Genomic DNA, 20,067 nt, shown 5'->3' on the forward strand with positions numbered 1-20,067 from the left:
CTAGGGCGAACACGGCGAATGAAGAGAGGCGACGAGATGGAACAGTCAGAGGAAATCGTGTTGGTCGGCTGCGGCAACATGGGTTTTGCCTTGCTCGAAGGCTGGCTTGATCGGGCCGGTATTCCTGCAGCCCAAATTCATGTGGTCGAGCCTGCGGAATCTCTTCGCCACCGCGCCGCCGCGCGTGGCGCAACGGTTTATGATGATGCGGCCGGCTTGCCGGCTGCCTTGCGGCCGCGCGCCGTCATAATCGCCGTCAAGCCGCAGGTCGTCGGCTCGATGCTTGGCGCCTACCGCCGGTTCAGGGACACGTCGGTGTTTGTAAGCATCGCCGCCGGCGTGCCGATCTCGACCTTCGAGAATACCCTGGGCAACGCCGCGATCGTGCGCGCCATGCCCAATATGCCGGCCTCGATCGGCATGGGGGTGATTGCAGCCTTTGGCAGCACTCACATCGACGACAATCAGACGGGTTTTGTCACCGATCTTCTGGCGGCCGTCGGCAGTGTTCACTGGCTGGCGGAGGAACGGCTTGTCGATGCGGCAACGGCGATATCCGGTTCCGGGCCGGCCTATCTCTTCCATTTCATCGAGTGTCTGACCGGCGCGGGAATTGCCGGCGGCCTGCCGCCGGAAACCGCTCTTGCCTTGGCAAAGCAGACGGTCATTGGCGCCGCTGCTCTTGCCAGCACCAGCGCATTTTCGCCGGCAGAGCTGCGCCGGCAGGTGACCAGCCCGAACGGCACGACCGCCGCCGCGCTCGATGTCCTGACGTCTGAGCCAAGTCTGGCCGATCTGGTGAAGCGGGCGGCCGCGGCTGCGCATCGCCGGGCGTTGGAACTGGCCCTCGGCAACTGATCGCCAGCCGAGGATGTTTCCGCATCAGGGCGTGGTAAACGACGAGTCGCGCACGCCCGGAATGTGAAACGTCTGCTGGAAATAGGACCGCAGCGCCTGCATCGGCGGCGTGAATTCCGCTCCCCGCCGCCAGGCAAGGCCGACGTCCATGGCCGGCACAGGATCGCGCACGTTGATCGTCTCGATGCGCCGGCCCTCGAGCGACCAGGGGCGATGGACCATGTCGGAGAGTATGGCAACGCCCTGGCCATTGGCGACCAGCGAGCGCACCGCCTCCACCGACGAGGTCCTGAGGATGACGCGCGGCTGGTAGGTCGACGTGCTCCAGTATTTCAGCGACGAATGCGCCGCCTCGTCGACCGTCAGCATGATATAGGGCTCCTCGGCGATCTCGCGAAAACCGACGCTGTCACGTTGCAGCAGCGGATGCTGGGCCGGCACCCAGAGCCGTCGCGTCGAGCTCATCAGCTTTTCGGTCGTCAGCGCCGGATTGAGGATGTTGGAGGTCAGAAGAACCGCCATGTCGTAGCGGTTGGTGAGCAGACCCTCTTCGATCGATTCCCGCTTGAGCTCGAACAGTTGCAGCTCGAGTTTCGGAAACAGCCGTCGCAGCCGCTCGATATGTTGCGGCAGGAAGTAGCCGATGACGGTATAGGTGGCGGCGATCGCAAGCGTGCCCTCGACGGCGCTGCTGACGACGTTGAGATGCGTCGCCTCGTCCACTTTCTTCAGGATCTCATAGGCGTGGGACAGGAACTCCCGTCCTGCCATCGTCAGGTCCATACCGCTCGGCGTGCGCAGGAACAGGTTGGCGCCGACGATGCGCTCCAGCTCCTTGATCGCCGTGGTCACCGCGGACTGGGAGATCGAGAGATCGACCGCCGCCTGGGATATCTGACCAAGTTCTGCCGTCGCGACGAAATAGCGAAGCTGGCGAAGACTGATCGACAAAGCCCATCTCCCATCTGATTATTTTATACAGCGGCTCGGAAAATCAGAAAGTCTGCCACGTCTTTGAGCAGTCGTCTGGTCATCCCTCAGGCATTTCACCGTAGGCCGCTCTAAACACGCTAATTTTCGCAGGCGTTTTTTGCAACTGAGAATTCTGAAATTCAGATATTTGACATGTGAAAATAGAATTTTTCAAATGCTCTGTTTCACCCTAGCGTTCCCCGGAGGTTAGGGTTGCCGGGAGAGCAATCTCCAGGAGAGCGACCTGCAACAGAGGGATGAGGCATTGCTCGACGTCGTCGATATCAATTGCGACATGGGAGAAGCATTCGGCCGCTGGCGCATCGGCGATACGGACGATGCGGCACTGATGCCGCTGATCAGCTCCGCCAATATCGCCGCCGGCTTCCATGGCGGCGATCCCAACCTGATGGATGAGACGGTTCGGCTCGCCGCCGAACATGGCGTCGGCATCGGCGCCCATCCCGGCTATCGCGACCTGCAGGGTTTCGGCCGCCGCAAGATAGCAGGCACGGCCCGCGAGCTCGTCAACGACATGGTCTACCAGGTCGGCGCGATCCGCGAATTCGCCCGCCGGCACGGTGCGCCCCTGCAACATGTGAAGCCGCACGGGGCGCTTTACATGGAAATGGCCGTCAACCGCGAACTCTCCCAGATCTTCATGCAATATATGCGTACGGTCGCGCCGAACGCCTTCGTCTTCTGTATGGCCGGATCGGCGACGGAGCTTGCCGCACAGGAAATCGGCCAGCCTGTCATTCGCGAGTTCTACGCCGACCGCGACTATGACGACAGCGGCTCGATCGTCTTTACCCGGGATGCCGGCCGGCCGGATGCCGCGGCGATCGCCCGCAAGGTCGTTCGCGCCTGCCGCGATGGCCGGGTGCGCACCATCACGGGCGCCGATATCGCGGTTCCGTTCGAATCCATCTGTTTTCATTCCGATACGCTCGGCGCGCTCGATATCGTGCGCCTCATGCGGGAGGGGCTGAGTGCCGAGGGCATTCGCATCGCTCCCGTCTCTCAGGTCAAAACCAGATAACATAGCGGAGGCAACCATGAGCAAGCACGAAATCCGATCGCCCCTTCCAGGAACCTTCTATCGCTCGTCTGCTCCGGATGTCCCGCCCTTCAAATCGGATGGCGATGATGTTTCTTCCAGCGACGCCATCGGCCTGATCGAAGTCATGAAGACCTTTCAGGAGATCCAGGCCGGTGTCGCGGGCGGCAGCATCCGCTTTCTCGTCGACAACGAAGAACCTGTGATGGCCGGCCAGGTAATCGCCGAGGTCGAACAATGAAACTCCGCTCGGTCCTTATCGCCAATCGCGGCGAAATCGCCGTCCGCATCATCCGCGCCGCCAAGGCGCTCGGTATCCGCACGGTTCAGATCTATAGCGCCGCCGATGCCGACATGCTGGCCGTCAAGCTTGCCGACGAGGCGATCGAGATCGGACCGCCGGCGCCGAAGAAATCCTATCTCGACATCGCGGCCGTGATTGCGGCGGCCAAACGCGCCAATGTCGATGCGGTTCATCCCGGTTATGGCTTTCTGTCGGAGAACGGCGATTTTGCCGACGCCGTGGTTGCCGCCGGCCTGATCTTCATCGGGCCATCAGGTGATGCGATCCGCCTTCTGGGTGACAAGGTCGCCGCCCGTGCCGTTGCCGAGAAGGCCGGCGTGCCCACCGTTCCCGGCAGCGACGGTCGTATCTCCAGCCTTGCCGATGCACATCAAGTGACCGAGCGCACCGGCTTTCCCGTGATGATCAAGGCGGCAGCCGGCGGCGGTGGCCGTGGCATCCGTATCGTCAACAATGCGGTCGAGCTGGAGACACAGTTTCCCCAGGCATCGGCCGAGGCGCTGGCCTCCTTCGGCGACGGCGGGCTCTATCTGGAAAAGGTCATCACCCACGCCCGCCATGTCGAGGTCCAGATCCTCGGCGACGGCAACAACGTCGTGCATTGCTTCGAGCGCGAATGCTCGCTGCAGCGCCGCCGACAGAAGGTCTGGGAGGAGGCTCCGTCCTTCCTGCTTCCGCCCGAGGTCAGGCAGAAACTCTGCGACAGCGCCGTCGCGTTGGCGCGCTCCGTCGGCTACCGCGGGGCCGGAACGGTGGAATATCTCTACGACGACGAGACCCGCCAGTTCTATTTCATCGAAGTCAACACCCGCATCCAGGTGGAGCACCCGGTGACCGAGATGATCACCGGCATCGATCTGGTCGAGGAGATGTTCCGCATCGCCGCCGGCGCGCCGCTCTCTGTCCGCCAGGCCGACATCGCCGTCAAGGGCCATGCCATCGAGTGCCGGATCAATGCCGAGGACCCGAGGCGCGGTTTCATGCCGGCGCCAGGCAGGATCGAAAGGCTCGACGTACCCGAGGGGGAAGGCATCCGTTTCGACACTATGCTCTACGAAGGCTACGTCATCCCGCCGTTCTACGATTCATTGCTCGGCAAGCTGATCGTCTGGGGCGAGAACCGAACGGCGTGCCTCGTCCGCCTTTCGCAGGCGCTGGCGCAGCTCACGATCGAGGGCGTGCCGACCACGATCCCGTTGCATCGGGCATTGGCTGCCGACGCGCAGATCGCCAAGGGCGCCTTCCATACCCGCTTTCTCGAGACATGGCTTGAAACTGAATTTGCCGCCGATGGCGGCCGTGCCGCGGAGGTCGCATGATGCCGACACGATACACCTTCGGAGGCGACGAGCACCTGTTCGTCGAATGCAGCGACGAGATGTCGTTGGAAGCCTTCTTCAAGAGCCTCTCCATGGCCAACGGTGTCAAGGAGAGCGGCATCAAGGGGATCACCGAGATCTGCCCGGCCAATGCGTCCTTCCAGATTAAATATAACCCGGATCAGATCAAGCCCGATGATGTGCTGAGGGAAGTGCGGGCGATCGAGGGTGCGGCCGAGCGGGCTGAGCCTGTCATCCGCACCCGCATCGTCGAAATCCCAGTCTTCTACAACGACCCCTGGACGCACGAGACGCTGATGCGCTTTCGCGAGCGCCACCAGGAACCGTCAGGAACTGACCTCGACTATGCCACGCGGATCAACGGCTACGGCGACGTCGACGATTTCGTCGCCGCCCATTCCGGTTCGCCCTGGTTCGTGTCGATGGTCGGCTTCGTTGCCGGCCTGCCGTTCATGTACCAGATGGTCGAACGGCAACGGCAGATCCAGGTGCCGAAATATCTGCGCCCGCGCACCGACACGCCGCGGCTGACCGTCGGCCATGGTGGCTGCTTCGGCTGTATTTATTCGGTGCGCGGTGCGGGCGGCTACCAGATGTTCGGCATCACGCCGATGCCGATCTTCGACCCGACGCAGACAACCAGCTATCTCCGCGATTTCATGGTGTTCTTCCGTCCGGGCGACATCGTCAAGTTCAAACCGATCGACCGCGATGCCTATGAACAGGCGGTCGAGGATGTCGACAAGGGGCGCTTCAGCCCGCCGGTCCGCGAGGTTAGCTTCGACCTGCGCGAGTTCCAGAAGGATATCACTGGCTACAACACCCGGCTGGAGGGCATGCTCAATGGCCATTAAGGTTCTGCATCACGGTCTGGCAACCACCGTTCAGGACCTTGGCCGTCCCGGTTATTTTCATCTCGGCATACCGCTCGGCGGAGCGATGGATCGCTACGCGATGCGCGCTGCCAATCTGCTGGTCGGAAACGAAGAGGGTGCTGCCGGCCTGGAGGCGGTATTCCTCGGGCCCAAGCTCGAATTTACCGAAGACACGCTGGTTGCGGTGACCGGAGCCGACATGCCGGCAAAGGTCGACGGGGTGGAGCAGCCGGGATGGACGGCTTTCCCTGTTCGCGCCGGACAGACGCTGACCTTCGATTTCCTCAAGTCCGGTGCCCGCATCTATATCGCCGTTGCCGGCGGCATCGATGTGCCGCTGGCGCTTGGCAGTCGCTCGACCTACCCGATCGGCGCGCTCGGCGGTTACAACGGCCGGCCGCTGGCACCAGGTGACGAACTGCCGGTTGGTGCCGGCAATGGCTCCGGTGAGGCTCGCTCGGTCGACCAGCAATTGCGGCGGCTGCCGGCCGCACCCGTCGCCCTGCGTGTCCTGCCCGGTCTCTACTGGGACCGGCTTTCCGACGAGGCGAAACAGAGCTTCTTTGCCGACGAATGGAAGGTGGCGCCCGAAGCCGACCGCATGGGCTACCGCTTCCGTGGCGGCCGCAAGCTCTCCTTCGTCGAGCGCGAACAGCCGTTCGGTGCCGGCTCCGACCCGTCCAATATCGTCGACAGTTGTTATCCCTATGGCTCGATCCAGGTCCCCGGCGGAACCGAGCCGATCATCCTGCATCGCGATGCGGTTTCCGGCGGCGGCTATTTCATGCTCGGAACCGTGATCTCGGCCGATATGGACCTGATCGGCCAGATGCAGCCGCATACACCGACCAGGTTCGTGGAGGTGACGATGGATGAGGCATTGGCGGCTCGGGCTGAGGAAACCGCGCGGCTGGAAGCGCTGCGCGCGTCGCTGAGCTGACGGTTCAGGGGAAACGGAGGGAAAGATGGAGCGCGGGCATCGAAGCAAGAGATCGGCAGCCGCGCTCAATGCCTCGGGTCGCAATTGCGAGCGGCTATTCGACCACGCGTGTCAGATAGGCGGCGGTGACGCTCGGGCCCGGAATGATTGCGACGATCTTCATCTGCGCGATCGTGCGGTTCATCGAGGCGTCGATATGGTTTTCCAGCATCGCGGCTGCGGCCGCGGTCGCGCCGCGCGTCATCAACTCCACGATCAGCCGGATTTCGGCGATCACCGCGGGATCGCCGGGAAGGCCCAGTTGCCGCAGCAGCCGTTCGGTCGCGGTGACGGGCAGCAGGTTGTTGCGGATCAGTTCGCGCAGCCGTTCGTTCGGCATCGCGAGCACGCAGCATTCGGTAAACTGCGTGCGGATGTCCTCGAGGCTCTGCCAGGCGTCTGCCGCCTGCGCGCCGTCGAGTTCCGTCAACCGGACGAAGAGGGCTGCAAGTCGGTTGCGATCGATATGGCCGGCGCCGAGCGCAAGCGCCTGCGGTTCGAGCAGACGGCGCAGCATGAAATGGTCCTTGACGGTCTGTGCCGTCAGCGGGCCGGCAATCCAGTGCGAACTCTGGTTCTTGCGCACCAGCCCGCGCTCGCGCAGCCGCGTGAGCACATCGCGCACCACGGTACGGCTGACGCTGAAGTGGTTGGCGAGTTCGTTTTCGATGATGCGATACTGGCCGAAGATGACGCAGCCGGCGACGTCGTTCTCGATCTCGGTGTAGATGCGCTCCCAGGACGAGCGGCTTTGCAGCGCCTCGTCGGCGTGTTGCGGGATGGTGAGCCCGAGCGATTTGATGTCGGTGCGGTTGGGTTCGATCGCGCGGCCGGGTGGGCCGACGAGATAGCCGCGCCCCTTGAAGCGGTGGACGAGCCCGTCGCTTTCCAGTTGCAAGAGCGCACGCTGAACCGGCGCACGCGATATCTGCAGGATCTCGGCAATCGGCCCTTCGAGAAGAACGAGGCCGGGCGGCAGGATGCCTTCGGCGATGTTGCTGCGCAGAACGTCCTCGGCAATTTCGTAGCGGCGCTGGGTATTCTGGCCGAGGCGTGGCTCGCTCATGCGGTCGGGCGTCTTCCGTTTGGCTGGCAATTTCGTCCTCTTTCTTTACGCCACTTGCCGGGGAATGTGACAGCTGAAAATAAATGCATTTTGCATACACGTTGGCAAATTAAATGTGCATTTGTTTGCGGCATTTGGTGTTGATGGGGTGGATGCCGGCTGCCGGTGAATGGATTTTCGGTGAGTCAGGCGCAATCCGGTAGCGCCCACACGGAAGGGTGGAATCGTTCTTCCTTCGGGATTGCAGGGTGTTTAGGGCGGCTTGATGCGTATTCTAGCCTGGATGGCTGCCAGCGGAGCGAAGCCGTATTTCATTCCGGTCTAAATGACGAATAAAAGTCTATTGCATACAAAAATCATTCATGTCATTGTTCGTGACATGCAAGCGCTCAGAAGAAGCGTGCAGGTGGAACTTATTTTTTGAACCGCAAAGGACCTTCATCCCCGAAGCGCATGTGACCATGCGCGAACGCGATCGCATGTCCGTTCGGATGCCTCGTCGGCTCCGGCGACGGCGAAGCTTTGGGTGGAGAACGTCCGGACGGCAAACTGGCAGGAAACCAATGTCGACGGTCCTTCAGCTCAAGAACATCACCAAAACCTACGGCGACATGCGCGCGCTCAACGGCATCGATCTTGCCTTGCCCGGCGACGCCTATATCTCGCTTCTGGGGCCGAGCGGCTCCGGCAAGACGACGCTCCTGAGGGTCATTGCTGGTTTTGAACATCCGGATGGCGGCGCCATCCTGTTTGACGGCAAGCGCATCGACACCGTGGCGCCGCACAAGCGCGGCATCGGCTTCGTCTTCCAGAACTTCGCGCTCTTCCCGCATCTCTCCGTCGCGCAGAACATCGCCTTCGGCCTGGAAAACAGGGAGGACGAGCCGGTCACCGACCGGCGCGTCGTCGAAGCCAGGGTGCGCGACATTATCAGCCTCGTCGGACTTTCCGGTCTGGAAGGCAGGGCCGTCACCCAGATCTCCGGCGGCCAGCGCCAGCGCGTCGCCTTGGCGCGCACGCTGGTCACCGAGCCGCGCATGGTGCTTCTCGACGAGCCGCTCGGCGCGCTCGACGCCAATCTGCGCGCCAGGATGCGGGCGGAGTTGAGGGCTATCCGCGAGCGCTGCGGCGTCACCTTCCTGCATGTGACCGGCAGCGAGGCCGAGGCCTTGGCCATGGGCGACACGGTGCTGGTGCTGGAAAGCGGCCGCATCGCCCAGTCGGCGGATTCAGACACCGTCTACAACAGGCCCGCCTCTCCGGCGGTTGCCCGCTTTCTCAACTGCTACAATCTCTTTCCCGGGCGGATCGAAGGCGGCGCCTTCGTCGGCGGCGTCGGCCGGTTTGCGCTTGGGGCAGCGGCGCCGACGCGGGCGACGTCGCCGGCCTATGCGATCCGCTACGATCGTGTTTCGGTCCGGCCGCCCGAGGCAGCCATCACTGAGGACGAGATCCGCATTGAGGCCAATTTCGTCGCCAGCGAATATTCCGGCGCGGCGGTCAATTCCTTCTTCGCGCTCGATGACGGCCGGGTTTTCGAGGTCGAAAGCCATCTCAGCCATGCAGCGCCCGAGACCTATGCCGAAAAGGGCCGCTACGCGCTCGTGTGGAAGCGGGAGGACGCCCTTGTCTACGTCTGAAATCCTTTTGGAAAAACCCGGCGCCTGCGCGCCGCACCGTTCCTGCCCGGAGAATGAGAGATGAGCATGATGGCCGTTGCGGAGCAGACGGAAACAGAGACCGTCGCCGAGAAGAAACCACCGGGAAAAGCGCTTTGGCTGCTGGCACCCGGTGTCATCTGGATGACCCTGTTCCTCGTCCTGCCCATGCTGATGATGGTCTATGTCTCCTTCTGGACGCAGACGACCTTCACGATCGAACCGACGCTGACGCTGAAAAGCTGGATTACCTTCTTCACCAGCGACACCTATCTTGGGGCGCTGTGGACGACGGTGCGCATCTGGCTGATCGTGCTCGTTGCCACCGTGCTGGTCGGTTATCCCGCAGCCCTTTTCGTCGGGCTGTTCGTCAAGAACAAGGCGCTGCAGACGGTGCTTCTGGTGCTGTGCGTCATCCCCTTCTGGACCTCGTTCCTGATCCGCGTTCTCGCCTGGCGGCCGATGCTCGGCAAGGAGGGCGCGATCAACATGATCCTGATGAACCTCGGCATCACCGACGCGCCGATCGAGGTGCTGCTGTTTTCCGAACTGTCGGTGATCATCGGCATGACCCAGATCTACTGCGTCTTCATGGTCGGTCCGATCGCCTTCATGCTCGGCCGTATCGACACCTCGATCATCGAGGCCGCGCAGGATCTCGGTGCCGGCTTCTGGCGGATCTTCCGCACGATCATCCTGCCGCTGTCGATGCCGGGCGTGGTCGTCGGGGCGATCTTCGTCTCCGTCATGGTTCTCGGTGAATTCGCAACCTCGGCCGCCCTCTCCGGCCGCAAGGTCAACCTGCTCGGAAACATCATCGTCACCCAGGTCGGTTCGCTGAAATGGGCCTTCGCGGCGGTCGCCGGGGTCGTGCTTACCATCCTGATGGGCGCGGTCGTGGCCGCGCTGCTCAGGGTCGTCGATCTCAGGAAGGAGCTCTGATCATGAATGCCAGCGGCATGAAACTCAGCCTTGGCGCCTACACAGCGCTCTTCCTCGTCTTCCTCTATGGCCCACTCGTCGTGCTTGCCATCCTGTCCTTCCAGACGGGGCCGGAAGGCGGGCCGCAGTTTCCGATCATCGAATGGTCGACCTATTGGTACAAGCACCTCTTCGGCCTGACGCCGCCGTCGCGCATCGCACCGTTGCCGATCGAGCAGGCGCTGGTCCGCTCGCTGGGGCTGGCGGTGATGACCATGATCGTCTCGACGGTGTTGGGGGTCTCGGCGGCCCAGGCCTTCCGCCGCAAGTTCCGCGGCTCGGGCGTGGTCTTCTACCTCATCGTTCTCGGCATGATGGTGCCCGGCGTGCTGGTCGGTCTCGGCATGGCGCTCGTCGCCAATACGCTCGGCGTCGACCGCCACTGGTGGAGCACCGCTTTCGTTCTGCACGTGGTCTACACCTTTCCCTTCGCCTTCCTGGTGATGCTGGCGATCTTCAACCGCTTCGATCCGAGCATGGAGGAGGCGTCCTGGTCGCTCGGGGTCACGCCGGCGCGCACCTTCCGCAAGGTGACGTTCCCGCTGATCTTCCCCGGTGTGCTCTCCGCCATGCTCTTTGCGTTCACGCTCTCCTATGACGAGTTCTCGCGCACGCTCTTCGCTTCCGGCCGCGACTTGACGCTGCCGCTGGCAATTTACGGCACCTTCTCCGTCGAAGTGCATCCGAACGTCTTTGCCTTCGGCGTGTTGACGACGCTGTTCTCCTTCGCGCTGCTCGGCACCTATGCGGCGCTGATGATGCTTTCGGTGCGCCGCGCCAAGCGTATGGCGATCCAGGAGGAGGCGTGATGGCCAGCTCGGCTCTTGGTTCGGCAATCGTCACGGGTGCCGGTTCCGGCATCGGTCGCGCCATCGCGCTTCGGTTGGCGGCCGACGGTTATGCCGTCGTCGTCAATGATCTGTCGCCGGAGCGCTGCGAAGCGGTTGCAGACGAGATCGCTGCTGCCGGCGGAGTGGCGCTCGCGATATCAGGCGACGTCTCAAATGAAGCCGACGTCGCCGCGACGGCCGAGAAGGCAGCGCAATTCCACGGCCCCGTGGCGCTGCTCGTCAACAATGCCGGCATCGCCCATCAGGCGCTGTTCGAGAATCTCGAGGTCGCCGATTTCGACCGGATGTTTGCGGTGCATGTGCGCGGCACCTTCCTGATGACCAAGGCGGTGCTGCCGGCCATGCTTGCCCGCGGCGAGGGCGTTATCGTCAACATGGCCTCGCAGCTCGGCCAGATCGGCGGCGTCGAGCTCGTGCATTACTCGTCGGCCAAGGCTGCGATCATCGGCATGACCAAGGCGCTCGCGCGCGAAGTTTCGAGCCGCGGCGTGCGCGTCAATGCGGTCGCGCCCGGTCCTATCAACACGCCGCTCGTCATGGGGCTGTCCGAGGATTGGCGGGCCGCCAAGAAGGCGCAGCTGCCGCTCGGGCGTTTCGGCGAGCCGGACGAAATCGCCGCGACGGTCGCGTTTCTGGCCTCGCCGTCGGCGAGCCTGTTCGTCGGCCAGACGCTCGGACCGAACTCCGGCGACGTGATGCTCTGACAGGAAAGATGAAAATGCAAAATCCTCCCAAGACGTCCCGCATTGTCATCGTCACCGGTGCCGGCATCGGCATTGGCCAGGCGACCGCCAGAGCTTTTGCCGCCAAAGGCGACCATGTCGTCGTGACCGATATTCTCGAGCGTGAGGCATCGGCCACGGTCGACGCCATCCGGCATGCCGGCGGCTCCGCCGAGTTCGCCTACTACGACGTCCGCTCGACGTCGGCGACCGACGCGCTGGTCACTGATCTGGAAAAACGCCACGGTCGCATCGATGTCGTCGTCGCCAATGCCGGCATTGCCCATCGCACCCCGCTTGCCAGGCTGACCGACGACAAGTGGGATCTGACCTTCGACATCGACCTCAAGGGCATCTTCCGACTGGCGCGTGCCGTCGCACCCGGCATGCGCCAGCGCGGCGAGGGCAGCATCGTCGCGCTCTCCTCGATCATGGGCGTTGCCTATGGCTGGGACGAGCACGTGCATTACTCCGCCGCCAAGTCCGGCGTCGTCGGTCTAGTGCGTGGGCTTGCCGTTGAGCTTGCCGGCGACGGGGTTCGCGTCAACGGCGTTGCGCCTGGCTACATCCGCACAGCCCAGCTGCTTTCGGAGGAAAACTCGCTCGGGCCTGACGGCGCGGAAGCCGCTGCCGCCTTCATCCCGATGAAAAGGCTCGGAACGCCTGAGGATATCGCCGACGTGATCGCGTTCCTGGCATCCGACGGCGCGAGATACATGACCGGCCAGGTGCTGGTCGTGGATGGGGGCCTCCTGGTGGGGCGTTACTGAAACGCCGCGCACCGCGGCGAATGAACAAGGGGCGCGTGGCAAACGGGCTCCGGGGAACAACAACAACTGGAGAAGAGACAATGCCAAATATGGAACTCAATCGCCGCTCCCTCCTCAAACGGTCCGCCGGGATGATGGCGCTGGCGATGGGCGGCGGCACGCCGTTCCTGTCGTCGCGCGCCGCCTTCGCGCAGGCCGCCGATCTGGCGGGCCAGCAGCTGCGCACCATCGGTCTTTCGGTCACCGTTCAGGAGCGCATCCTCGAGCAGTTCAAGGCTGCTGCCGGCGTCGGCGGCACCTCCGGTACGGCGGCGACCTTTCCGGACGCCCAGACGAAGATCCTCTCCGGCTCCAAGGACTATGATTGCTGGGAGATCATCGCCGAGCGTCTGCCGTCGATCGTCATGACCAACAATGTCGAGCCCATCCCGGCTTCGGCGCTGAAGAACTGGGCCAACATCCGCGATACGTTCACGACGGCCAGCGACAAGTGGGATCGCTCCGCCCAGATCATCGGCCAGATCTGGACCGATGAAAGCCAGACGGCGCTGAACATGGTGCCCGCCGTCTATAATTACGATTCGATCGGCTACAATCCCGATGTGCTGTCGGCCGAGGAGGCCAACAGCTGGACCGCGATCTTCGATCCGAAGTGGAAGGGCAAGTCCGGCATCAACACCGACCCGCTGATCGCGATCGGCCAGGCGATGATGGCGATGAACTCGCTCGGCCTTTCCGACGTCAAGAACCCGGGCAATGCGACCGCAGCCGAAATCGACGAGGCTGCCGCCTTCCTGATTTCCAAGAAGAAGGAAGGCCAGTTCCGCGCGCTCTGGGGCGATTTCGGTGAACTCGTCAACCTCATGGCGTCGGGCGAAATGGTCGTCTGCGACGCCTGGCAGCCGGCGGTCATGGCGGTCAAGGCGCAGGGCAAGCCCTGCCGCTACGCCGTGCCGAAGGAAGGCTATCGCGGTTGGGCGATTGGTCCGGCGATGATTGCTGGCACTGCCAACAAGGAGGCGGTCATTGCCTATGCCGACTATTGGCTTTCGGGCGAGCCGGGCATCACCGTCTCCGAGCAGGGCTACTACTCGCCGTCGACCAACATCAAGAACGTCATGGCGCCGGAGAAATATGCCTTCTGGTACGAGGGCAAACCCTGGGTCGGCGCCGAGGAGCGCGGCATCAAGGAAGGCGACCTGCGCGACGGCGGCTCGCTCGAAGAACGCGCCAAGAACGTCGCCTACTGGCACCAGTGGCCGGACGAATACGACCACCTGATCCAGAAGTGGGACGAATTCCTCAACGCCTGATGAAGGACGGCCGGGGCGCAAACCCGCCCCGGCCTTTCCCCCAACGCATCCGCTATTAGAACCGGAGAACGACCGTGATCTTCGACCTCGAACTCAACAATGTCGGCAAGGTCTACGACAACGGCACCCCCGCCGTGATCGATTTCAACCTGTCGGTTTCCAAGGGCGAGTTCATCGCGTTCCTCGGCCCGTCCGGCTGCGGAAAGACGACGACGCTGCGCATGATCGCCGGCTTCGAGCAGATCTCTTCCGGCGAGATGCTGATCAAGGGCAAGCGTATGAACGACATCCGGCCGGAACACCGGCCGACGTCGATGATCTTTCAGAGCTACGCGCTCTTTCCGCACATGACCGTGCGCCGCAATGTCGGCTACGGGCTCGACGTCAAGGGCATGGCCAAAGCCGAACGCGACGCCAAGGTCGATCGTATCCTGGCAACGCTTGGGCTCGAGGACATCGCCGAGAAGAAGCCGGACCGGCTCTCCGGCGGCCAGCGCCAGCGCATCGCGCTTGCCCGCGGTCTTGTCGTTGAACCGGATATTCTGCTTCTCGACGAGCCGCTGGGCGCGCTCGACGCCAATCTGCGCAAGGCGATCCAGAACGAACTGAAGCTGCTGCAGAAAACGCTCGGCGTCACCTTCGTCTTCGTCACCCATGCGCAGTCCGAGGCGCTCGCGCTTTCCGACCGTATCGTGGTGATGAACCAGGGCAGGGTCGAGCAGATCAGCCCGCCACACCAGCTCTACACCCGGCCAAACACCGCCTTCGTTGCCCAGTTCATCGGCAACAACACGATCTTCCAGGGCGAAGTCGAAGGCGCATCGGACGACCGGACGCTGGTTTCGACGCCGCTCGGGCAGCTTTCCGGCCGGCCGAACGGGGCCCTTTCCAAGCGGTCACGGGTCAATGTCGTCATCCCGGCCGAAGCGATCGAGGTGCATCCGGCGGCCCTGGTTTCGCGTGACCAGATTGCCCATGCGGTCGGCGGCAACGTCGTCAGCGCCAGTGTGCGCCGCTTCGACGTGGTCGGCCATGTATCCCACCTGACGGCGGGACTTGCGGACGGACGCACCGTTTCGCTCGAAGCCCATGTCGACAAGTACCAGCCCGACGCCTTCCCCGTAGGCGCGGACATTCTTTTGAGCTGGCAGCCGGGCGAAGCCACGGTCATCCCAGCCTGATCACGCGAGCGGGATGAGGAACAATGTGTGCGGTTTTCCGCCCGCATCCCGCTCTGACTTACGAGAAGAGAAAACACGAAGGAGACATACCATGGCCAAGGAAATCCTCTGCAGCTTCGGCGTCGACGTCGACGCGGTCGCCGGCTGGCTCGGGTCCTACGGGGGCGAGGATTCGCCCGACGATATCTCGCGCGGCCTTTTTGCCGGCGAGGTCGGCAGCCCGCGACTGTTGAAACTGTTCGAACGCTTCGGCATCAAGACCACCTGGTTCATTCCCGGCCACTCGATCGAGACATTCCCGGAACAGATGCAGGCTGTGGCGGACGCCGGCCACGAAATCGGCATTCACGGCTACACCCATGAAAACCCGATCGCCATGACGCGCGAGCAGGAGACCGAAGTCCTCGACAAGAGCATCGATCTCGTCACCAAGCTCTCGGGCAAGTGCCCGACCGGCTATGTCGCGCCATGGTGGGAGTTCTCCAACGTCACCAACGAGCTGCTGCTGGAACGCGGGATCAAGTACGATCACTCGCTGATGCATGACGACTTCACGCCCTATTATGTCCGCGTCGGCGACAAGTGGACGAAGATCGACTACTCCAAGAAGCCGTCCGAATGGATGGTGCCGCTGCAGCGCGGCAAGGAGACCGATCTCATCGAAATTCCGGCCTCCTGGTATCTCGATGACCTGCCGCCGATGATGTTCATGAAGAAGGCCCCGAACAGCCACGGCTTCGTCAATCCGCGCGACATCGAGCAGATGTGGCGTGATCAGTTCGACTGGGTCTATCGCGAGATGGACTATGCGGTTTTTCCGATTACGATCCATCCTGATGTTGCCGGGCGGCCGCAGGTGCTGATGATGCTGGAGCGGCTCTATGCCCACATGATCAAGCATCCGGGCGTGAAGTTCGTGACCATGAACGAGATCGCCGACGATTTCGCCAAGCGCTTCCCGCGCAAGAAGTGAGCGACTGACGGGGGCGGTCCGAGCGCCGTCCCCGCTTTTTACACCGATTGGATCAAACGATGTGCTCTCTCTGCGGCGTCCTTGGAGGCAACGAACACTGGGCCGATGCGGTGGCGCGGCCAGGCGTCTATACCCGCAATGTCGAGCGCATCGATCGAAGGCGCGAGCGCGCCAACCGGGTGCGCATCGCCAACACAATGCTGGCGCGCTTCGGTCTGACAATCTCGGATTGGCAGGGCGCGTCCTTCGTGTTGTCCACACGGACGGGCAAGACTGAGATCATCGAGGATCTCGGTCATCTCTGGCCGGCCGCCGAACGGCTTTGCGGCCGTCCCTGCGATCCGCTCGATGTGGCCCTGGTTACTGCTGCTGAGGCCGCGATCGATGACTGAGCCGCAGATCCCGCTGCTGACCCCGATCAACCTGCTCACGGGCTTCCTCGGCTCCGGCAAGACGACTCTGCTTGCGCGACTGCTCGCCGATCCGGCTCTTTCGGATGCAGCGGTCCTCATCAACGAATTCGGAGAGGTCGGGCTCGACCATCATCTTGTCGAGCGCATCGACGATACCATGGTGCTCTTACAATCGGGCTGTCTCTGCTGCACGGTGCGCGGCGAGCTTGCCGATGCCATCAAGGATCTGCATTCGAAGCGGGAGCGCGGGCTGGTTCCGCCTTTCCGCCGCATCGTCGTCGAAAGCACCGGGCTTGCCGATCCGTTCCCGGTGCTGTCGACGATCAAATCCGACCCGGTGCTGCGCCACCATTTCCGCCCGGGCAACGTCATCACCACCGTCGATGCCGTCAACGGGCTCGGCCAACTCGGCACCTATGTCGAATCCAACCGGCAGGCTGCTGTTGCAGACCGGCTGGTCGTCACCAAGGCCGATCTGGCGCTGCCGGCCGATGTCGCCCGTCTTGTCGAGAAATTGCGCAACATCAATCCGGACGCGCCGCTGCTGATGGCGACCGATCTGTCCTTCGCCGTTGCCGAGCTTGTCGACGAGAACCTCGGCCTGCGCGCCGCCGCGCTGCAATCGACCAGCGGTTTCTATTGCGAGGCGCCGGTTCAATTGGCAACGGCGGAAGGCTCCGTGCACCAGTCCGCGGTGACCTCCTTCGTCATGACCGTGGAGCGCGCCATCGACTGGACGGCTTTCGGCCTCTGGCTGACAATGCTGCTCAACCGTCACGGCGAGAAGGTGCTGCGGGTGAAGGGCATTCTCAACATCGCAGGCGAGGAGCGCCCTGTCGCCATTCATGGCGTTCAGCATTTGGTCCACACGCCTGTTCATATGGAGCGCTGGCCGGACGAAGATCGCCGCTCGCGCATCGTGTTTATTGTTGACGGTCTGGATGTCGAACTGCTGAAACGGTCGTTCGAGGCTTTTGCCCTCGACCGGTCCTCCGTCGAGGATGCGGCCGTCCCGAAACGCAGTCTTCAGGAACGTCAGTCGTCTTCATGAACAAGCACCTGCCTGACCAAGCGACGATGGCGACGCCATCCCTCCATCTCTCCGGTCGCCCACGCCTGCGCGTGCTTGGCACGGCGATTTCTCTGCTCGAGGAGTTGCGGGTTCGCGCCGAGGCCGATCTCGGCATCGAGGTCGTATTCGACAACAACGACTTCCTGACCACTCAGCACAAGGCGGCGCAGGAGCCGGATAGTTACGACATCTACGACCAGTGTTTCCATAATCTGGATATCGTCTGGTACTGGCGGGCGATCCAGCCGATCGAGATTGGCCGCATCGCGCTCTGGGACCAGATCAACGATCTGACGAAGACCGGCCATATCGGCCCGAATGCCAGGCTGGGGCAGGGGGATGCGCCGGTCAAGAAGCTGTTCGTGCAGCCCAATCTCGAACTGGGCGACACGCCGTCGAGCACGATCTCGATGCTGCCGACGACGCATAATTTCGACAGCTTCGCCTACAGGACCGACGTTGCCCCCAATACGGTTTCGATGAACAGCTGGGCGGCGCTGCTCGACGAGCGCTGGGCCGGACGCGCAGCCCTCGTCGACGAGCCGGCGATCGGTATCTTCGATGCAGCCCTTGCCGCGCAGGCATCCGGCCTGATGTCGTTCGACAATATCGGCGCCATGACTGTTGACGAGATCGACCGGCTGATCGGGCTCCTGGAAGAGCGCAAGAAGAATGGTTACTTCCGCGCCTTCTGGCGGACGGCCGAGGATGCAGCGCGGCTGATGGTGCGCGGCGAGACCGATATCCAGAGCATGTGGTCGACGGGCATCAGCATCCTCAACGGCCAGGGCGTTCCGGTGGAACAGGCGGTGCCGGCTGAGGGATATCGTGCCTGGCATGGCGGCCTGTGTCTCGCACGCCATCTGTCGGGCCGCATGCGCGACGTCGCCTATGAGTATCTCAACTGGTGGATATCCGGCTGGCCGGGCTCGGTCGTGGCGCGGCAAGGCTACTACATCTCGACGCCGGAGCGTTCGAGGCAATTCATGTCGGTGGCCGAATGGGACTACTGGTACGGCGGCCTGCCGGCGGCATGCGACCTGCCGGGCCCGGACGGCACCATACGCATTCGGGCAGGATCGGTCAGGAGCGGCGGCTCCTACTGGCAGCGCGCCAACTGCATCGCGGTCTGGAATACCACCATGGACGAGCACAATTATCTGGTTCGCCGCTGGATGCAGCTGGTCGAACGATAGAGGGAAACGGGATGACGCAGGACTTCAGTGGACGGTCGATCGCGCAGCTGTCAGTGCTGCTGCAGTCCGGTGCGCTCGATCCGCGTGAGCTGACACGCTGGACGCTTGAGCGGATCCGCAGTCACGACGACCAAGCGATCTTCACCACGATTCTGCCGGAGCGGGCGATGCGGGAGGCGGAGGCCTCCGCCCGGCGCATCGCCGCCGGCCGTTCATTTGGGTTGCTCGACGGAATTCCCGTTGCGTGGAAAGACCTGTTTGCCATCAAAGGCGTGGCGACGACGGCGGGATCGGTGGTGCTGAAGGACGCGCCGGCGGCACAAGAGGACGCGGCGATGGTGACCGCGCTCGGCCATGCCGGCATGGTCAGCGTTGGTCGCGTCAACATGAGCGAATTTGCCTTCTCCGGGCTCGGCATCAACCCGCATTACGGCACGCCGCGCAATCCGCGGGCGCGCGATGTCGACCGCCTGCCGGGCGGTTCGTCCTCCGGCTCCGGTGCCGCCGTAGCCGCCGACCTCGTGCCGGTTTCGATCGGCACGGATACGGGCGGATCCATCCGCATTCCGGCCGCCTTCAACGGTATCGTCGGCTACAAGGCGACGCGCGGCCGCTATTCCATGCGTGGCGTCTTTCCGCTCGCCAAGAGCCTCGATTCGCTCGGTCCCCTCTGCCGGACGGTGCAGGACGCCGTCTGGGTCGATGCGGCGATGCGAGGTCTGCCCGCGCCGGAAATCCGGCGGGGCAGTCTCGATGGCCTGTCGCTCGTGGTGCCGACAACGGTGGTTTTCGACGGTGCCGAAGACGGTGTCGTTTCCGCTTTCGAAGCCGGACTCGGGCGGCTGGAGCGCGCCGGCGCCCGTGTGCGCCGCCAGCCGTTTCCGGCATTCGAGCGCATTTTCGAGACCATGGCGCGGCACGGACCGCTGGTCACGGCCGAGGCCTTCGCGCTCCATCGCGACCGGCTCGAAGGGTCGCAGGCGGCATCGATGGACCAGCGCGTCGTGGCACGGGCCCGGCTCGGGCAAAACATAAGCCTCTCCGATTATGTCGAGACGCTAAACACGCGGGAGGCGCTGATCGCCGAGATCGCCGCCCATATTGGGTCGAACGAGCTTGTCGCTTATCCCACCGTTGCCCATGTGGCGCCACCCACGGCGCCGCTTCTCAATGACGACGCCCTGTTCGTCGAAACCAACGCCCGGACCCTGCGCAACACCTCGATCGGCAATTTCCTTGACTGGTGCGGCGTCTCACTACCGTGCGGCATTGGCGCCGCCGGTATGCCGGTCGGCCTGCTGCTTTCCGCCCAGCCGCATCACGATGCGCATCTGTTGTCGATGGCGCTTGCGGCCGAGGCAATCGTTCGTGCCGATTGAGGGGCAGGTCGCTCGGAAACTACGCCTACCGACAAGAGCGAGCGCACTTTGCGACTAGCCGGGGCGGGAAAGAGATAGTCTACTGCTTGACGACCTTCCGGAAA

Annotated in this window: 20 protein-coding genes; 18 read left to right on the forward strand and 2 right to left on the reverse strand. The window is 63.2% G+C overall.

Annotated features, from left to right (window positions below; translation table 11 throughout):
• The first annotated feature begins 36 nt into the window (after nt 1–36).
• Nucleotides 37–858 (forward strand): pyrroline-5-carboxylate reductase, encoded by an 822-nt coding sequence (gene proC / locus ASD52_RS07615; RefSeq protein ID WP_025429648.1) that lies wholly within the window; start codon nt 37–39, stop codon nt 856–858.
• Between the two features lie 24 nt (nt 859–882).
• Here the strand turns inward: proC and ASD52_RS07620 are convergent, their stop codons facing one another.
• Nucleotides 883–1,809: a LysR family transcriptional regulator gene (locus ASD52_RS07620; protein ID WP_057223760.1), complete on the reverse strand. Its 927-nt coding sequence runs from the start codon at nt 1,807–1,809 to the stop codon at nt 883–885.
• A gap of 286 nt (nt 1,810–2,095) precedes the next feature.
• Here ASD52_RS07620 and ASD52_RS07625 point away from each other — a divergent pair, with 286 nt between their 5' ends.
• From ASD52_RS07625 to ASD52_RS07645, 5 genes are read left to right on the forward strand one after another with little or no spacing between them, the layout of a single operon-like run.
• Nucleotides 2,096–2,872, forward strand: coding sequence for a 5-oxoprolinase subunit PxpA (locus ASD52_RS07625; protein ID WP_025429650.1), 777 nt, complete (start codon nt 2,096–2,098; stop codon nt 2,870–2,872).
• Nucleotides 2,873–2,888: 16 nt separating this feature from the next.
• Nucleotides 2,889–3,131 (forward strand): acetyl-CoA carboxylase, encoded by a 243-nt coding sequence (locus ASD52_RS07630; protein WP_057205843.1) that lies wholly within the window; start codon nt 2,889–2,891, stop codon nt 3,129–3,131.
• The gene (locus ASD52_RS07635) at nt 3,128–4,513 is read left to right on the forward strand and encodes an acetyl-CoA carboxylase biotin carboxylase subunit (RefSeq protein WP_057223761.1); all 1,386 of its coding nucleotides are present in this window, start codon (nt 3,128–3,130) and stop codon (nt 4,511–4,513) included. Before ASD52_RS07630 ends, ASD52_RS07635 begins: the two co-directional genes overlap by 4 nt.
• The gene (locus ASD52_RS07640) at nt 4,513–5,388 is read left to right on the forward strand and encodes a carboxyltransferase domain-containing protein (protein WP_057223842.1); all 876 of its coding nucleotides are present in this window, start codon (nt 4,513–4,515) and stop codon (nt 5,386–5,388) included. The genes ASD52_RS07635 and ASD52_RS07640 overlap by 1 nt, the downstream gene beginning before the upstream one ends.
• The gene (locus ASD52_RS07645; protein ID WP_057223763.1) at nt 5,378–6,349 is read left to right on the forward strand and encodes a biotin-dependent carboxyltransferase family protein; all 972 of its coding nucleotides are present in this window, start codon (nt 5,378–5,380) and stop codon (nt 6,347–6,349) included. Before ASD52_RS07640 ends, ASD52_RS07645 begins: the two co-directional genes overlap by 11 nt.
• Nucleotides 6,350–6,443: 94 nt before the next feature.
• Here ASD52_RS07645 and ASD52_RS07650 read toward each other — a convergent pair whose 3' ends face one another.
• Entirely contained in the window at nt 6,444–7,454 is a 1,011-nt protein-coding gene (locus ASD52_RS07650; protein WP_057223765.1) for a GntR family transcriptional regulator, read from the reverse strand.
• Between the two features lie 563 nt (nt 7,455–8,017).
• On the opposite strand from ASD52_RS07650, the gene ASD52_RS07655 reads away from it, so the two are divergent.
• The 12 genes from ASD52_RS07655 to ASD52_RS07710 all read left to right on the forward strand — a co-directional run bounded on the left by ASD52_RS07655 (nt 8,018) and on the right by ASD52_RS07710 (nt 19,963).
• Complete coding sequence (locus ASD52_RS07655) at nt 8,018–9,094, forward strand: ABC transporter ATP-binding protein (protein WP_025429656.1); 1,077 nt, start codon at nt 8,018–8,020, stop codon at nt 9,092–9,094.
• A 60-nt stretch (nt 9,095–9,154) separates the two neighbouring features.
• Entirely contained in the window at nt 9,155–10,054 is a 900-nt protein-coding gene (locus tag ASD52_RS07660; protein ID WP_025429657.1) for an ABC transporter permease, read from the forward strand.
• 2 nt (nt 10,055–10,056) lie between these two features.
• Nucleotides 10,057–10,902, forward strand: coding sequence for an ABC transporter permease (locus tag ASD52_RS07665; protein WP_025429658.1), 846 nt, complete (start codon nt 10,057–10,059; stop codon nt 10,900–10,902).
• On the forward strand, nt 10,902–11,648 hold the full coding sequence (locus ASD52_RS07670) for a 3-oxoacyl-ACP reductase family protein (protein ID WP_057223767.1): 747 nt from the start codon (nt 10,902–10,904) through the stop codon (nt 11,646–11,648). The genes ASD52_RS07665 and ASD52_RS07670 overlap by 1 nt, the downstream gene beginning before the upstream one ends.
• 14 nt (nt 11,649–11,662) lie before the next feature.
• Entirely contained in the window at nt 11,663–12,436 is a 774-nt protein-coding gene (locus ASD52_RS07675) for an SDR family NAD(P)-dependent oxidoreductase (RefSeq protein WP_057223768.1), read from the forward strand.
• 80 nt (nt 12,437–12,516) lie between these two features.
• Nucleotides 12,517–13,749 carry an extracellular solute-binding protein gene (locus tag ASD52_RS07680; RefSeq protein WP_025429661.1) on the forward strand — a complete coding sequence of 411 codons (1,233 nt, stop codon included), beginning with the start codon at nt 12,517–12,519 and terminating at the stop codon, nt 13,747–13,749.
• Between the two features lie 74 nt (nt 13,750–13,823).
• A complete protein-coding gene (locus tag ASD52_RS07685; RefSeq protein WP_057205859.1) occupies nt 13,824–14,930 on the forward strand; it encodes an ABC transporter ATP-binding protein in 1,107 nt (368 codons plus the stop codon).
• Nucleotides 14,931–15,021: 91 nt separating this feature from the next.
• Entirely contained in the window at nt 15,022–15,903 is an 882-nt protein-coding gene (locus ASD52_RS07690; RefSeq protein WP_057223770.1) for a polysaccharide deacetylase, read from the forward strand.
• Between the two features lie 59 nt (nt 15,904–15,962).
• Nucleotides 15,963–16,295: a hypothetical protein gene (locus ASD52_RS07695; protein WP_057223772.1), complete on the forward strand. Its 333-nt coding sequence runs from the start codon at nt 15,963–15,965 to the stop codon at nt 16,293–16,295.
• A complete protein-coding gene (locus ASD52_RS07700; RefSeq protein ID WP_057205863.1) occupies nt 16,288–17,367 on the forward strand; it encodes a GTP-binding protein in 1,080 nt (359 codons plus the stop codon). The genes ASD52_RS07695 and ASD52_RS07700 overlap by 8 nt, the downstream gene beginning before the upstream one ends.
• The gene (locus ASD52_RS07705) at nt 17,364–18,584 is read left to right on the forward strand and encodes an extracellular solute-binding protein (protein ID WP_057212682.1); all 1,221 of its coding nucleotides are present in this window, start codon (nt 17,364–17,366) and stop codon (nt 18,582–18,584) included. Before ASD52_RS07700 ends, ASD52_RS07705 begins: the two co-directional genes overlap by 4 nt.
• 11 nt (nt 18,585–18,595) lie before the next feature.
• The gene (locus tag ASD52_RS07710; protein WP_057212684.1) at nt 18,596–19,963 is read left to right on the forward strand and encodes an amidase; all 1,368 of its coding nucleotides are present in this window, start codon (nt 18,596–18,598) and stop codon (nt 19,961–19,963) included.
• Nucleotides 19,964–20,067: the final 104 nt, after the last annotated feature.

Source organism: Ensifer sp. Root142 (genome assembly GCF_001426785.1).
GTDB lineage: Bacteria > Pseudomonadota > Alphaproteobacteria > Rhizobiales > Rhizobiaceae > Ensifer > Ensifer canadensis.